The organism is Chelatococcus sp. KU-N122, assembly GCF_055391085.1.
Map to the genome: position 1 here is coordinate 6,718,827 of NZ_AP043981.1, position 15,097 is coordinate 6,733,923.

Below are 15,097 nucleotides of genomic sequence, written 5' to 3' on the forward strand. Positions count from 1 at the left end.
ACATGACACGACCGATCTTCGCCGAGGAGCACCACGCCTTCCGCGCTTCCGTCCGCCGCTTCTACGCGGAGCACGTGACGCCCCACCGCGACCGCTTCGAGGAGCAGGGCTACGTCGACCGCGAGGTCTGGCGCCAGGCCGGCGAACTCGGCTTCCTCTGCATGGCGATCCCCGAAGCCTACGGCGGCGCCGGCGCCGACCGGCTCTACCCCGCCGTCATGCTGGAGGAGCAGGGCCGCGCCGGCGATAGCGGCCCAGGCTTCTGGGTCCATTCCGACATCGCCGCGCCCTACATCCTCGCCTACGGTTCGGAGGAGCAGAAGCGCACGTGGCTGCCGCGCCTCGCCACCGGCGAGGCCATCCTCGGCATCGCCATGAGCGAGCCGGGGGCGGGCTCGGACCTGCAGGCCATCCGCACCACTGCCGTCCGCGACGGCTGCGACTACGTCATCAACGGCTCCAAGACCTTCATCTCCAACGGCTGGAACGCCGACCTCGTCATCCTGGTGTGCAAGACCGACCCGGCGGCCGGCGCCAAGGGTATCTCGCTCGTCCTGGTGGAGACCGACCGGCCCGGCTTCCGGCGCGGCAAGCTGCTGAAGAAGCTCGGGCTGCGGGCGCAGGATACGGCCGAGCTCTACTTCGACGACCTGCGGGTGCCGGCGAGCAACCTGCTGGGCGAGGAGGGCAAGGGCTTCGGCTATCTGATGAAGGAGCTGGCCTGGGAGCGCATGCAGATGGCGACCCTCGGCCTCGCCGTCTGCGAGAAGGCGATCGACGACGCCTACGCCTACACCAGCGATCGGCGCGTCTTCGGCAAGGCGGTGGCCGACTTCCAGGTCACCCAGTTCCGGCTGGCCGAGCTCGCCACCGAGACCAAGGTCGGCCGCGTCTTCGTCGATCATTGCCTGGAGCTCGTCGTGCGCGGCGGCCTCGACCCGGTGACCGCGGCCATGGCCAAATACTGGTGCACGGACTTGCAAGGCCGCGTCGTCGACGGTTGCCTGCAGCTCTACGGCGGCTACGGCTTCGTGTGGGACACGCCGATCGCCCGGGCCTATGCCGACGCCCGCGTGCAGCGCATCGCCGGCGGGACGAACGAGATCATGAAGCAGATCATCGCCAGGGCACTGCCCGATATCATCGCCAAGACCCGTTTATGAAAAAGCCCGTTTCTGACAAGACCCGATTTTGACAAGACCCGAACCTGAGAGGACGCCGCCATCCCCGCCCAGCCCATCCAGAAGCCCCGTCGCCAGCGCGTGAGCCGCGAGGAGCGGGCGCGCCAGAACTGGGATGCCCTCATCAACGCCGCCGCCGAGATCGTCGGCGAGGATGGCTACGGGGGCGCCAACATCGCGCGCGTCACCGCTCGCGCCGGGCTCGCACTCGGCACGTTCTACCAGTATTTCGAAAGCCGCCAGGACCTGTTCGACAAGCTGCTGCCCGAGGTGGGCGGGCGCATGCTCGGTGCCCTCGGCCAGGAGATCCGCGGCGCCAGCTCCGCCGTGGAAGTGGAGGAGCGCGGCACGCGCGCCTACTTCGACTACGCCAAGGCCAATCCGTCGACGCTGCGGGTGTTCACCGAGGCGCAGGTGTTCGCACCCGACGCCTACGAGCAGCACATGGCCAACGTGCTGGGCCACTACACGGACTCGCTGCGCGCCAACAAGGAGAACGGCGAGTTCGCCGATTTCAGCGCGCGCGAGCTCGAGGTGCTGGCCCTGATCCTGATCGCAGCGCGCACGCTGATCTACGAGCACTACAACCAGCGGGGCGAGGTGCCGAAGTGGGTGCTGCGCACCTACCTCAAGATCGTGCGGGCGCTGGCGGAAACACCGGCGGCCAAAGCGCCGGCGCTCAGCCCGGCGCCGGATAAGCCGCCCGATCCCTGACCGGGCGCCCAAGCAGCGCAGGGCTGCGCGCCCGCGCCACCCATGACCGACGATTGTGCCGCGCCCCGTGCCAAGCGGGCGAACGGCCGAGGCTTGCCGACAAGCGATGGAGTTCACATGGACGGACGAGCGGTACCGGTGCCGACGCCGGAAACCAGCCATTTCTGGGAAGGAGCGGCGCGCGGCGAGCTGCTGCTGCAGCGCTGCGACGCCTGCGCTTCAGTGTATTTCCCACCACGGCCGTTCTGCCCGGCCTGCGCCAGCCGTCAGGTCTCGGTGTGCAGGGCCAGCGGCCGCGGCCGCCTGCTGAGCTACACCATCAGCCATCGCGACGTGCCGGGCTACAAAGCGCCCTATGCCATCGCCGTCGTCGAGCTGGACGAGGGCCCACGGATGATGAGCAACATCGTCGATTGTCCGCAGACGCCGGAAGCGCTGCGGCTCGACATGCCGCTGGAGGCGACCTTCCGCCAGATCAGCGACACGATCTGGCTGCCGCAGTTCCGGCCGGCGGAGGCGCGGCCATGAGCAAGCCCCGCGCAGCCATCGTCGGCGCAGCCGAGACCACGCTTCTCGGCACCGTCCCGACCATGTCGCAGCTGCAGCTGCACTGCGACGCGGCACTGAACGCCATCGCGGACGCGGGACTGACGCCCGCCGACATCGACGGCATCGCCTGCGCCGAAGAAATGCCCTGGCTCATCGCCAAGCACCTGGGCATCACGCCCGTCTGGGTGGACGGCACCGACGTGGGCGGCTGCTCCTACATCATGCACCTGAGCCATGCGGCTGCGGCGATCGAGGCGGGCCTGTGCACGACGGTGCTCATCACCCACGGCGAGAGCGGACGCTCGCAGGTGGGCGTCGGCCCGCTCGACATGAAGTGGACCGACATGCACCGGCAGTTCGAGCTGCCCTATGGCGTCTGGGGTCCGCCGAGCCTGTTCACGATTCCGGTGCTTCGTTACATGCAGACCTACGGGCTGACCGAGGAGCAGCTCGCCATGGTGCACGTGGTGCAGCGGCAATGGGCAGCGCTCAATCCACGCGCCACCCTGCGCGACCCCATCGACGTGGACGGCGTGCTGAGCTCGCGCATGGTCTGCTACCCCTTTCGCAAGCTGATGTGCTGCCTCGTCACCGACGGCGGCGGCGCGCTCGTGGTGACGTCGGCGGAGCGCGCCAAGGACAGGCCCGGTCGGCCCGTCCACCTGCTCGGCAGCGCCGAGGCGCTCGAGATGCCGATGATCAGCCAGATGGAGGATTTTACCTCCAGCAAGGCTTTTCGCGTGTCCGGCAGCCGGGCGTTCGAGCGCGCCGGCATCAGCCACGGCGACGTCGATCACCTGATGATCTACGACGCCTTTGCCCACCTGCCGATCTATGGCCTGGAGGATCTGGGCTTCGTCGCGCCCGGCGAGGCCGGCGCCTTCATCGCCGAGGGGCGCACCGCGCCCGGCGGCGAGCTGCCGACCAACACCAACGGCGGCGGCCTCTGTTACATGCACTCCGGCCGCTACGGCATGTACGCGCTGCAGGAAGGGGTGCGGCAGCTGCGCGGCACCGCCGCGGCCCAGGTGCCCGACGCGCAGATCTCCGTGGTGCACGGGGTCGGCGGCATGTTCGGCGCGGCGGCGACGGCCGTGCTCACCAACCAGTAGCGCGATGCACGCGACCGACCGCCCTCCTCGGCCCTGCACCGGCGGGACCGAGTGGTTCCAGGACGCAGCCTTTGGCCCGCAGATGGTGGTCGTGCCCGCCGGACGCTTCACCATGGGATCTCCGCCCGATGAAGCCGAGCGGGAGCCCTGGAAGGCGGGTACCGAAAGCCCGCGGATCGAGGTCGCCATCGCCCGCCCCTTCGCCATTGGCCGGCTCGCCGTGACACGCGGCGAATTCGCCGCGTTCGTCGAGAGCGCCGGTTATGTCGTCGAGCCCGGCGCACGCCGCTGGGTCGACGACGGCTGGCAGGTCGACCCGGACGCGTCATGGGCCGACCCGGGCTATCCGCAGGACGACGACCACCCGGTGGTGGCCGTCAACTGGCACGATGCCATGGCCTATGTCACCTGGCTCGCGGCGGAGACCGAGCGTCCCTATCGGTTGCCGAGCGAGACGGAGTGGGAGTACGCCGCCCGTGCCGGCACGGTCACCGCGTTCTGGTGGGGGCCGTCGATCTCGCCGGCTGCAGCCGTCTATCGCGACAGCCGCGAGCCCGGGACCGTGCCGGCGGACGCCTTCCCGCCCAACGCGTGGGGGCTTCACAACGTGCACGGGAACGTCTGGCAGTGGTGCGCCGACTGCTGGACGGACAGCAATGCCGGCAATTCCGGCGACGGCAGCGCGCGTGACACCGGCGACTGCCGCCGCCGTATGGTCCGCGGCGGCTCTTGGGGAAGCGCCCCCAAGTACCTCCGCAGCGCCTACCGCAGCAGCCTGCCGGCCGGACATCGGTTCATCTACACCGGCTTCCGCGTCGCCTGCTCGCTCGATTGAACGGCCGCTCAAGCCACCGCCCCGAAAATCCAGGATCTTCGGCCACAAGATAGCTTCCATCATGGAAGCTATTGACTCGTGACTTCCATCATGGAAGTTAAACGGCTTCATCGGGTGCGATGCGATGCAACGCAAATGCTTCAAGTCCATGCCCTGCCCGATCGCGCGCAGCCTGGAGAAGGTGGGCGAGTGGTGGAGCATTCTGATCCTGCGCGATGCATGGCGCGGCACGACGCGCTTCGACGAATTTCAGAAGAGTCTCGGGATCGGCTCCAACACACTGACGCGCCGCCTCAACTGGCTGGTCGCTCAGGGCCTGCTGGAGCGCCGCGAATGTGCGGGCCATCAGAACCGGCGCGAATATGTGCTGACCGCATCGGGCCGCGACTTCCAATCCGTCCTGGAGGCTTTCATCGCGTGGGGCAAGCTGCATGCGCCCCCGACCGAGGCAGCACCGCACGACGGCGCGGCCGCAACTTTCCACTCGATCGGCCGGCCCGCGGCAGATCGCCCCCGCCCAAGACCACCCTCCGCGAAAAGACCACCCTCCGCAAAAAGGTAGACCGATGCCCACGCTGTTCGACCCGGTCCAGATCGGCGCTTTGAGCTTGCCCAACCGCATCGTCATGGCGCCGCTGACCCGGATGCGCGCCTTCGACGAGCGCAGTCCCGGCCCGATGAACGTGAAGCACTATGTCCAGCGGGCAGGTGCCGGTCTCATCCTGTCGGAGGCCACCTCCGTCAGCCCGCAAGGCGTCGGCTATCCCAACACGCCGGGTCTGTGGTCCGACCGGCAGGTGAGCGGCTGGGCGGAGGTCACCGCCGCCGTTCACGCCGCGGGCGGACGGATCGTGTCGCAACTCTGGCACGTGGGGCGTGTGTCGGACCCGATCTTTCATGACGGCAAGCCGCCCGTAGCTCCCAGCGCCATTGCGCTCGACGGCAACGTCAGCGTCCTGCGGCCCCAGCGTCCCTATACCGTGCCGCGTGCGCTCGACACGGACGAGATCCCGGGCATTGTCGAGGATTTCCGCGTCGGAGCGGCCCACGCGCTCCGTGCCGGCTTCGACGGCGTCGAGCTGCACGCGGCCAACGGCTACCTGTTCGACCAGTTCCTGCACGACGGATCGAACAAGCGGACCGATCGCTACGGCGGCGCTATCGAGAACCGGGCGCGCTTCCTGCTCGAGGCCGTCGATGCGCTCCTTACCGTCTGGCCGGCGGACCGGATCGGCGTCCACTTGAACCTGGCGTCGAGCTCGCACGCGATGCACGATTCCGATCCCAGCGCCCTGTTCTCCTACGTCGCCGAGCAGCTCAGCGCGCGCCACCTCGCCTTCATTTTCGCCCGCGAGGAGTTTGGGCGCGGCGAGCAGCAGATCGGCCCGCTCGTGCGTCGCCTGTTCAAGGGCGCGTTCATCGTCAACGAGGGCCTGACGCAGGAGACGGCGGAGCAGGCCATCGCCCACGGCGAAGCGGACGCAGCCGCCTTCGGCCGGCTCTTCATCGCCAATCCCGACCTCGTCGAGCGCTTTCGCCGCGGCGCGCCGCTCAACGCCGTCGATGCCAAGACGATCTACACGGCGGACGAGACGGGCTACAACGACTATCCCGTGCTGGAAGAGGCGGCGGGCTGAGGGGCCATCGCCCACCATGTGACCGTCGGCTGGGGCATCGACAACGCCGACGGACACGGGCATCCGCATCGCCCGCGCGCTCGACTGCGCGGCAGCTCACGCCACGGCGACCGGCTCCTCGGCCTCCGCCTTCACCCGCTCCAGCCGGTACTTGCGGTCGTAGAAGTCCTGATGCTCGGCGTGGGTGGTGATGTTGACGATGGCGGAATCGTTGAGCTCGTCCTCGAAGATCGAGACCACGTCGTTGCGGTAGCGGATGTCGATCTGCTCGATCGCCTCGTCGATGATGATCCAGCGCGGCTGCTGGATCAGCGCCCGGGCGAAGGCGAGGCGCTGCTGCTCGTCGTGCGACAGCTCGCGGTCCCATTCGGCATAGCGGTCGAGGTTGGCGGCGAAATGGTCGAGCTTGACGCGGGCCAGCGCCTTGCGCAGGGCATCGTCACTGGCCGGATCCTGCGCGAGATAGAGCAGCGTGTCGCGCAACGTGCCCGGCGGCAGGTAGGGCAGCGTCGGCATGAACATGATCTCGCTGCGCGGCGGCAGGTGGATGGTGCCGCGCCCGATCTCCCACAGGCCGGCGATGGCCCGGAACAGGCTGGTCTTGCCGACCCCCTGCTCTCCCGCGATGAGCACATGGTCGCCGGGATGCAGGGTGATGTCGGGCTTGCTCAGCGTGGCCCGGTGATTGTTGCAGTCGATCTCCAGGTCGGCGAACGACAGGGTGTCGTCAGTGCTCCGCTCGCGCTGGATCTGCTCCTCGCCCTTGGTCGGCGGCGCCTCGTCCATGCGCAGCAGCGCCTGGCGGAAGGACACGACGCGGAACAGCGTCGCCTGCCAGTCGGCGATGACGGCGAAATTGTCGACGAACCAGCGCAACGCCTGCTGCACCTGATTGAAGGCGCCGACCGCCATCATCAGCGCGCCGAACGTGAGCTTGCCGCTGAAATAGGCGGGCGCGGCGACGATGATCGGCGCCACCAGGGCGAACCAGCCGTAGCCCGAGGTCACCCAGGTCAGCCGCGCCAACGCCGAGACCAGCCGGCGCATGGCGCCGAGCACGTTGTTGAGCGGCGCGTCCAGCCGGCGGCGCTCGTCCGCCTCGCCGCCATAGAGCGCCACCGCATCCACGTGCTGGTTGACGCGCACCATGGCGACGCGCAGATCCGCCTCGCGCGCATAGCGCTGGCCGTTGTAGGCGATGAGGCGGCGGCCGAACAGCCAGCTGAGCCAGGACGCGGTGCCGGCGTAGAACAGCGCCGACCACACCATGTAGCCCGGGATGGCGAACTCGGTGCCCTTGTAGTTGAACACCACGCTCTTCGACAGGCCCCACAGCACGCCGACGAAGCTGATCAGGAGCAGCGTCGACTGGAACAGGCCGATGGCAAGCTGGGCCGAGAGCTCGGTCAGGTGGCGCGTGTCCTCGGCCATGCGCTGATCCGGATTGACGCCGATGTTGCCGGCTCGGCTGATGCGGAAGGCCCGGCCCGGCGCCAGCCACTGGTCCAGCAGGTCGCGCGTCGCCTGCTTGCGCAGCACCAGCTTGAGCATCTCCTGCAGCCAGGTCTGCGCCACGACCAGGCACAGCAGCACGCCGGCGATGACGGCGAAGACGCCGAGCTGGCGCATGAAGGCGGAGAAGTTGCGGCCCGACAGGGCGTCGTAGAACGGCTGGTTCCAGGCGTTGAGCACGATCTGCATGTAGGCGACCGCACCGACGACGATGACGACGCCGATCAACAGCAGGCCGAGCTGGTTGCGCTCCGGCGACGCGATCGCCGCTTTCACCAGCATGTTGACGTCGGCGGCGAGCCGACGGTTCGAATACTCCTGGTCGGTGCCTTCGGGCCCGGTCGCACCGCTCATCCTGCCCTCATCCGCTGGCCGCGTACAGCCGCAACGGCAGCTGCCAGCGCGCCACCGTCGAGGAACACCATGTTCATACCGATCCCGGTCGTCGCGCCCTGGCCCGCCACCTGCCGTCTCTCCCCAACGTTTGAACCGGCGTCTAAGGCCAATTCGGTCAGGAGCCAAACGATCGTTTCATCCGAGCGGGTACGATAGACTCCGGCGTCGAACGCATTCATGCGTGGGGCTGTCGCCTTCTGTCCAGAGCCGCCGGAGCCTCGTGTGTCCAAACTCACGTCCTTCCTCGCCCAGATCCCGCCCGCCGCCGACACGGCGAGCGGCCGGCCCGTGGACCGGTCACTCGCCCTGTTGGCGGCCATGACGGTCGACGAGAAGATCGGGCAGCTCAATATGGTGAGCGCCGACGCGGTGATAACCGGGCCGGCCGGCGCACCGGACGGGCTCAAGGGCCTCGCGCACGGCGGCGTCGGCAGCGTTCTCAACATCTGGGGTGACGATGCCCGCGCCCTACAAAGGATTGCGACCGAGACGACGCGCCTCGGCATCCCCCTGATCTTCGGCCTCGACGTGTTGCACGGCCACCGCACCGTGTTCCCCATTCCACTGGCGGAGGCGGCGTGCTTCGACGACGGAATCTGGCGGCAAACGGCGGCGGAGGCAGCCCGCGAGGCAGCGGAGGATGCCGTCACCATGACCTTCGCGCCGATGCTCGACGTGTCCCGCGATCCGCGCTGGGGGCGCATCAGCGAGAGCTGCGGCGAGGATCCCCTCGTCACCGAGCGCGTCGCCCGCGCCAAGGTGCGCGGCTACCAGGGCGACGACCTCGCCGATCCGCGCACGGTTGCGGCCACGGCCAAGCACTTCGCGGGCTACGGCGCGGTGGCCGGCGGCCGCGACTATGATGCCGCCGACATCTCCGACGCCGCCATGCGCGCCGTCTACCTGCCGCCGTTCCGGGCTGCGGTGGAGGCCGGCGTCGCGGCCGTGATGCCGGCCTTCATCACGGTGGCCGGCATCCCGATGACCGCTCACATGGCGCTGCTGCGCGGCGAGCTGCGCGACCGCTGGGGCTTCGAGGGCGTCACCGTCAGCGACTACAACGCCGTGGCCGAGCTGATCGCCCACGGCGCCGCCGAGAGCGGGCCGGAGGCGGCCGCGCTGGCGCTGGGCAGCGGCAACGATATCGACATGGTCTCCGGCCTCTACGTGTCGGGGCTTCCCGGAGCGCTGGACGCCGGCGCGGCCGCCCTGGAGGATCTGGACGAGGCCGTGCTGCGCCTGCTGCGGCTGAAGGAGCGGCTCGGCCTGTTCGACGACCCGGTCCGCGCCTGTCCGCCCTCCGCCGCCGACGAGGTCGCCCGGCGCCGCCGGATCGCGCGGGAGGCAGCGCGCGGCTCGGCGGTGCTGCTGACCAATCCCGGCGATCTGCTGCCGCTGCGGGCCGATCTCGGCCGCATCGCCGTCGTCGGCCCCCTGGCCGTCTCGAAGGCCGACATGTTCGGGCCGTGGGCCGGAACCGGTGACACGTCCACCGTGGTGACCTTCGCCGAAGGGATCCTAGCGGCCTGGCCGGAGGCGCAGGTGGAGATCGTCGGCGTCGGCGACCCGGCGCGGCTGGAGGCGGAGGCGGTTGAAGCCGCCCGCCACGCCGACGTGGTCATCCTGTGCCTGGGCGAGACCGCGGCCATGAGCGGTGAGGCGGCGGCCCGCTCCGATCCGTCCCTGCCGGCGGGCCAGCAGGCCTTGCTGGACGCCGTGCTCGCCACCGGAACACCGACCGTGGTGCTGCTGTCGTGCGGCCGGCCGCTGGTGGCGCCTGCCCTGTTCGCGGCGCCCTGCGCCGTGCTCGCCACCTGGTTCCTCGGCAGCGAGGCCGGCCATGCCGTGGCCGACCTGCTCTCGGGCGCCGTAAGCCCCAGCGGCAAGCTGCCGGTATCGTGGCCTCGGGCCGTCGGGCAGATCCCGGTACATTACGCCGTGACCGCCACCGGCCGGCCGCACGAGGCCGGCAACCGCTACACGGTGGGGTACGCGGACCTGGCGATCGAGCCGCAGTTCGCATTCGGCCACGGCCTCTCCTACGGACGCTTCCGCTATCATGGGCTTCGCGTCGCCGCGCGTGGCGACGGCCCGGACGATGCAGTCGAGATCGAGGTCACCGTCAGCAACGACGGCGACCGCCCGGCGCGGGAGACCGTGCTCGTGTTCGCCCACGTGCGCACGCACGGCATCAGCCGGCCGCTGCTGGCGCTCCGGGAGTTCGCCGGGGCCGAGCTGGCGGCCGGCGCGTCGACCGTCGTTGCCTTCCGTACGAGCCGGCGGGCGCTCGCGAGCTGCACCTCGGACGAGCCCTACGTCAGCCCCAGCCGTCTGGAGGTCGTCGTCGGCCCCTCGGCCGCGCCGGAAGGTCAGTTGCGGGCGCGCGTCGAGGTGCCGGTCGGCTGACGGGCACAGGCGCTACTCGTAGTGGAGGATCGGCCGCTGCGTGCCGGCATCGCGCGTCGCGGCCGCGCCGTGCCATCGGACGTCGCGAATGCGCGGATCCCGACCCTGCAGGCCTGGAGCGAGAGCGCAGGGTGCGTCCTCGTCGAGGCTCGCGTCGGCGGCAAGACGGTCGTATCCGACGCGTGCTTCGAACACGTCCGATTCCCCGGGGCAGTTCGGTCGTTTTCGTCTCGACATGACCGGATCGCCACGCAACATTCAACAGCAGCCCAAGGAGCGCACAATGAGAGAAGCCGTCATCGTATCGTATGCCCGCACCGGATTGGCCAAAGCCGGCCGCGGCGGCTTCAACATCACCCCGCCGATGTCGATGGCGGCGCATGCGATCAAGCATGCGGTCGAGCGCTCCGGCGTCGCGCCTGAGTTCGTCGAGGATTGCTATCTCGGGAACAACGCGCACGGCGCGCCGAACATCGGCCGCCAGGCGGCGCTGCTCGCCGGGTTGCCCATAACGACCGGCGGCGTATCGATCAACCGCTTCTGCTCGGCCGGCCTCCAGGCCATCGCCATGGCAGCCAATCATATCCGCGGCGACGGCGCCGATTGTGTCGTGGCCGGCGGCGTGGAGAGCATCTCCGTTCCCGGCGGCGGCGTGCCGACGGAGTCGATCGATCCGGAGCTTACAAAAATCGCGCCGGCCATTTTCATGGCGATGATCGATACGGCCGACATCGTGGCCGAGCGCTATGGGGTCAGCCGCGAATATCAGGACGAGTATTCGCTGGAATCGCAGCGCCGCATGGCCGCGGCGCAGGCGGCCGGACTGTTCAAGGACGAGATCGTGCCGATGGCGACCCGCATGAAGCAGGTCGACAAGGCCACCAAGGCAGAGACGATCGTCGATTATGTCGTGAACAGGGACGAGTGCAATCGTCCGGAGACGACGCTGGACGGATTGGCCAAGCTTGAGCCGGTGAAGGGTCCCGGCAAGTACATCACGGCCGGCAACGCCAGCCAGCTGTCCGACGGCGCTGCCGCCGTCGTGCTGATGGAAGCGAAGGAGGCCGAACGCCGCGGCCTGCAGCCCCTCGGACGTTTCGTCTCCTGGGCGGTGGCGGGCTGCGAGCCCGACGAAATGGGCATTGGCCCGGTGTTCGCCGTGCCGAAGCTGCTGCAGCGCCAGGGCCTGAAGGTCGACGACATCGACATCTGGGAGCTGAACGAAGCTTTCGCCAGCCAGTGCCTGTACAGCCGCGACAAGCTCGGCATCGATCCGGCCAAGTACAACGTCAATGGCGGCTCGATCGCCATCGGCCATCCGTTCGGCATGACAGGCGCGCGTTGTACCGGCCACCTTCTGCAGGAAGGCCGTCGGCGCAAGGCGAAGTGGGGCGTCGTCACCATGTGCATCGGCGGCGGTCAGGGCGGCGCGGGGCTGTTCGAGATCTACAACTGATCACCCTGCACCGAACGGAGCAGAGACCAGCGTCCCGCCGCCGCTTGGCGGCGGGACGCTCGGAGACGGCTGACGCTCAAATCTGCGGGAGGCGAACGAACAGCCCGCGTTCGACACCCTGCTTTCTTGCTGAGGAAGCGCCGGACAAGTCCGGCTATCACGTTTCGGCAGCAGAGAGCTTTGTCCTCCAACACGACCCCAACAAGGAGGTACCGGTTTCTGGACAAAATCATAGTCAAAACAAAGTCCTAGCACAGAATTCTTCGAATATAATCATCCTGCTCTAGTGTGGCTTAAGAATCCGAACTTCGCGCCACCTCGTGGCGACGCTGGGAGCAAATTTCGGGTTCTCAAGGCACACTAGCAACTCTGCGATTCGAGTGCGGGTTAATGGATCTGAAGGTCCTGAACATGGATGCCATGTGGGGGGACGGACACTTCAGATCCACCACACTAGGGGTCGACCGGCGTCTTAGCCCCGGGAGCCTCCTCCATACCTTGCTCGAACCACAGGACATCATGGAAGCGCGGATCGTTGGCCAACGCGACGGCGAGCTTGCTCAGGATGTCGAGGTAGGCCGGATGGTAGCGGCGGAACGGGTTGCCGATAAATTTGTTCTGGTCGAACAGAAACAGATATTCGTCGTCGCGATCCTCATTGCGGCCGAAATGGGAGATCTGACACCAGAGGCTCCGGCGCTCGAACGTGACATAGAGGTTCCAGCCCTGTTCGCCCTGGGGATCCGGCGGGCTGACGTCGCAGCCCAGCTCCCGCAGCACCTGGGCGATGGCGTCTGCAACGGACCGGCCACCATATTGGAGGATGCCCTCCCCATCGTCGATGACATCGGTGGGGAGATCCGAACGGAACTCCGCCCACGGCCTGACCTTCACGTCGAGATCTCCTGCCCTGCTAGCCGGTTAGCCGACCCTCGCAACCATGAATTGCCGAGTCAGCGCCGTCAAGAACATAGAAGGAACATTTGATGAGCACGCACGCCTAGCACGGCTGTCGAAGGCGGCGATCCGGTGCTGCCCCTCTATGTCGCCCCCGCCATGCGGTCACTGTCACGCGTCGTCGCCGGCCGACGCTTGCGATCCGGGAAGTGCCAAGAAGGGCTCTTCGTGTCCAAAGGGGGGCTCGAACGGCATTCGACCCACGGCTTGAGTTTAGGCACGATGACCTCCGCTCTTGCGCCTACGGAGCTCTACGGCATGCCGCGCAAAGGCGGCGTGACCCACGACGGGGCGAGCGGCCAACCGGTGGGCTTGCGCCAGGGCGCCACCTCGATTGCCTCATCATCTTCAGGCGGCCCCGAATTCCGCAGCCCGTGCGACGCACCTCCCACACCCGTCCCGACGCCCAAACCCGTGCCCACTGCCTCCTTTAGAGGCGCCGGAGCGCCGGACCACGCGCGCTCCAACCAACCGAACTTGTCGAGATCCAGCTTCTTGCCGCTCCAACCCTGGCCGCGTCCCGCACCCGGCAGCCTGGTTCCAAAGAACATCGGATCGATTGCGAAGTGCCCCTCATAGAATTGCCCGCGCGCTATATTTCGCGGCTTCCAGACGTTGAAGGGGCCATCCATATAGCTTTTCGGCAAAATAGAGAATCCGAGCCACCGTTGGGTAACGGGATTGATCCAATTTGCCCAGCGTCGAGGAATGTAGTGATGCCCCCAGCCGGTGTAAGGCTGAGCCAAATAATCTGCCAACCACCGGGAGAAACCCTGATCCATGAAATGGGCGGCGCTATACGGCCGGACCGTCCTGCTCATCAGACCGGCCGCTTTAAGCCCCCACCAGCAAATAGCGTTCCAATGTCGAAGCCGACCTCGCCCTGGTTCATCCCAATATCAAAGTTACGTCGCAGCTCACCACCGAGGGTGTCAGCGGCGGGGCTTGCACCTGGATCCAAGTCCACCAGCATCTGGTGGTATATCTTCTTGCCACCATCAATGACTCTTTGTGGATCACGAAGGCCGGCAGCAACGTAACGCCCGACCTGCTCGCCGGTGTTATAGAGCGTCGTGCGAGCAGATTCGCCAGGCAGCAGACGATCCAGCACAGGATTCTGAAGCCTGGCCAGGAAGAGTCCCGCTTCGCCGACTCCCAAAACGTTGTGTACCAGCCCTCTGCCGAGCCCGGCGACATTCCCTGCCCGTCGTGCGGCAGAAGGCGCCCACGCCTTGGCTGTCGGGTGTTGATCCAGCCATCGCAGTAATCCGGCTTGGCCGGCTGGCGCGCCGGCCGCCGGTTCGCCCGGCCAAGGATGCCCTTCGGTTCGGCTCGGCGCGTTCGGCCTGAGGAACACGTCGAAGTAAGCCGGCTCCTTTTCGCCGGCCAGATCAGCGATGTTTTGAGTAGGGGGCGCGTCGATCGCTTGAGGAACGGGCCGCACCCGTGTGGGCGACTCCGTCGCTTCCGGCGGATCTAACGGTGCTGGTCCGGCCAATGCATCGAGCGTCTGTGCCGGCTCCGCCAGCGTGCTCAGGCGCTGGCCGCGTTCCCAGGGGGATGCCAGCGGCGTCAGTCCGCCGCGCCGGCCTCCTGAACCGCCGATCGGGATTGCACCCGCGCGATCACGTTTCGACTGTAGTCCCGCCATAAGCTTGCTCGCTCCCGCGTTCGCCGGCGCCGGCCCTTTGCTCCGATACACGGATACAACTATGCCTTGCAGACACCGAAAAATCAAGAACATAAGAAGAACATTATGTGGACAAAACAGGACTTCTCAGCTCAACGCGAACGAAAACCTTCGTGAGCTCGCCGGCGCGGTGCGAAACTGTGATCTCCTACGGGCACATGCGCTATCACGGGCTCAGCGTGGCGGCGCACGGCCACGACGACACGGTGGAGGTCGAGGTGACCGTGAGCGACGAGGGCGAACGCCCGGTGCGGGAGACCGCGCTGCTCTCCTCTCAAATGCGCATGCACAGCGCCGCCCGGCCGCTGCTCGCGCTCCGGATTTCGCCGGGGCGGAGCTGGCGGCTGGCGCGTCGGCCGCCAGCTCGTTCCGCACTGGCGGGCGAGCGCTCGCCGGCTACGGCTCGAACGAGCCATACGTCAGGCCCAGCCGCCCTAACCCTCGGCTGCGCCGGAGGGGCAACTGCGAGCGCTCGTGGAGGAGCCGGTCAGTTGATCCGCAGGAACTCGAGCGGAACGCGATGTTTCGATCCCGTCCACATCTACTCTCGGACGCGGTTCCCGCAGTCGCGCGTGCACCTGGCTGCGCCCACAAGCAGGGACAAGCCCACTGTTGCTCCGGTGTGCCGATGGCAGCGGACGCGGGCCTCGCA

The 15,097-nt window shown here is 67.8% G+C and carries 15 protein-coding genes; 9 read left to right on the plus strand and 6 right to left on the minus strand.

Annotation, left to right across the window (positions count from 1 at the left end; all coding sequences use genetic code 11):
- Positions 1 to 2 precede the first annotated feature (2 nt).
- The 7 genes from ACZ5PO_RS30430 to ACZ5PO_RS30460 all read left to right on the plus strand — a co-directional run bounded on the left by ACZ5PO_RS30430 (position 3) and on the right by ACZ5PO_RS30460 (position 6,028).
- Entirely contained in the window at positions 3 to 1,163 is a 1,161-nt protein-coding gene (locus ACZ5PO_RS30430; RefSeq protein WP_464186121.1) for an acyl-CoA dehydrogenase family protein, read from the plus strand.
- A 99-nt stretch (positions 1,164 to 1,262) separates the two neighbouring features.
- Positions 1,263 to 1,895: a TetR/AcrR family transcriptional regulator gene (locus tag ACZ5PO_RS30435; protein ID WP_464186122.1), complete on the plus strand. Its 633-nt coding sequence runs from the start codon at positions 1,263 to 1,265 to the stop codon at positions 1,893 to 1,895.
- 117 nt (positions 1,896 to 2,012) lie between these two features.
- Positions 2,013 to 2,423, plus strand: a complete 411-nt coding sequence (locus ACZ5PO_RS30440) for a Zn-ribbon domain-containing OB-fold protein (protein ID WP_464186125.1) — start codon at positions 2,013 to 2,015, stop codon at positions 2,421 to 2,423.
- Complete coding sequence (locus tag ACZ5PO_RS30445; RefSeq protein WP_464186127.1) at positions 2,420 to 3,556, plus strand: thiolase C-terminal domain-containing protein; 1,137 nt, start codon at positions 2,420 to 2,422, stop codon at positions 3,554 to 3,556. Before ACZ5PO_RS30440 ends, ACZ5PO_RS30445 begins: the two co-directional genes overlap by 4 nt.
- A 4-nt stretch (positions 3,557 to 3,560) precedes the next feature.
- On the plus strand, positions 3,561 to 4,391 hold the full coding sequence (locus tag ACZ5PO_RS30450) for a formylglycine-generating enzyme family protein (protein WP_464186128.1): 831 nt from the start codon (positions 3,561 to 3,563) through the stop codon (positions 4,389 to 4,391).
- 124 nt (positions 4,392 to 4,515) lie between these two features.
- Positions 4,516 to 4,953, plus strand: coding sequence for a winged helix-turn-helix transcriptional regulator (locus ACZ5PO_RS30455; RefSeq protein ID WP_464186129.1), 438 nt, complete (start codon positions 4,516 to 4,518; stop codon positions 4,951 to 4,953).
- A 4-nt stretch (positions 4,954 to 4,957) separates the two neighbouring features.
- Positions 4,958 to 6,028, plus strand: coding sequence for an alkene reductase (locus tag ACZ5PO_RS30460; protein WP_464186130.1), 1,071 nt, complete (start codon positions 4,958 to 4,960; stop codon positions 6,026 to 6,028).
- Between the two features lie 96 nt (positions 6,029 to 6,124).
- Here ACZ5PO_RS30460 and ACZ5PO_RS30465 read toward each other — a convergent pair whose 3' ends face one another.
- Together ACZ5PO_RS30465 and ACZ5PO_RS30470 are read right to left on the minus strand one after the other, a co-directional pair.
- Positions 6,125 to 7,894, minus strand: coding sequence for an ABC transporter ATP-binding protein/permease (locus tag ACZ5PO_RS30465; RefSeq protein ID WP_464186131.1), 1,770 nt, complete (start codon positions 7,892 to 7,894; stop codon positions 6,125 to 6,127).
- Complete coding sequence (locus tag ACZ5PO_RS30470) at positions 7,891 to 8,115, minus strand: hypothetical protein (protein WP_464186132.1); 225 nt, start codon at positions 8,113 to 8,115, stop codon at positions 7,891 to 7,893. The genes ACZ5PO_RS30465 and ACZ5PO_RS30470 overlap by 4 nt, the downstream gene beginning before the upstream one ends.
- A gap of 43 nt (positions 8,116 to 8,158) precedes the next feature.
- On the opposite strand from ACZ5PO_RS30470, the gene ACZ5PO_RS30475 reads away from it, so the two are divergent.
- Positions 8,159 to 10,342: a glycoside hydrolase family 3 N-terminal domain-containing protein gene (locus ACZ5PO_RS30475; protein WP_464186133.1), complete on the plus strand. Its 2,184-nt coding sequence runs from the start codon at positions 8,159 to 8,161 to the stop codon at positions 10,340 to 10,342.
- Positions 10,343 to 10,354: 12 nt separating this feature from the next.
- On the opposite strand, the gene ACZ5PO_RS30480 is transcribed toward ACZ5PO_RS30475, so the two are convergent.
- Entirely contained in the window at positions 10,355 to 10,537 is a 183-nt protein-coding gene (locus ACZ5PO_RS30480) for a hypothetical protein (RefSeq protein ID WP_464186134.1), read from the minus strand.
- Between the two features lie 88 nt (positions 10,538 to 10,625).
- On the opposite strand from ACZ5PO_RS30480, the gene ACZ5PO_RS30485 reads away from it, so the two are divergent.
- Entirely contained in the window at positions 10,626 to 11,798 is a 1,173-nt protein-coding gene (locus ACZ5PO_RS30485; RefSeq protein WP_464186135.1) for a thiolase family protein, read from the plus strand.
- 453 nt (positions 11,799 to 12,251) lie between these two features.
- Here the strand turns inward: ACZ5PO_RS30485 and ACZ5PO_RS30490 are convergent, their stop codons facing one another.
- The 3 genes from ACZ5PO_RS30490 to ACZ5PO_RS30500 form a co-directional block, all read right to left on the minus strand.
- Positions 12,252 to 12,692 carry a hypothetical protein gene (locus tag ACZ5PO_RS30490; RefSeq protein WP_464186137.1) on the minus strand — a complete coding sequence of 147 codons (441 nt, stop codon included), beginning with the start codon at positions 12,690 to 12,692 and terminating at the stop codon, positions 12,252 to 12,254.
- 314 nt (positions 12,693 to 13,006) lie between these two features.
- Positions 13,007 to 13,576 carry a hypothetical protein gene (locus ACZ5PO_RS30495; protein ID WP_464186138.1) on the minus strand — a complete coding sequence of 190 codons (570 nt, stop codon included), beginning with the start codon at positions 13,574 to 13,576 and terminating at the stop codon, positions 13,007 to 13,009.
- Positions 13,576 to 14,406: a hypothetical protein gene (locus ACZ5PO_RS30500; RefSeq protein WP_464186139.1), complete on the minus strand. Its 831-nt coding sequence runs from the start codon at positions 14,404 to 14,406 to the stop codon at positions 13,576 to 13,578. Before ACZ5PO_RS30500 ends, ACZ5PO_RS30495 begins: the two co-directional genes overlap by 1 nt.
- Between the last annotated feature and the right edge of the window lie 691 nt (positions 14,407 to 15,097).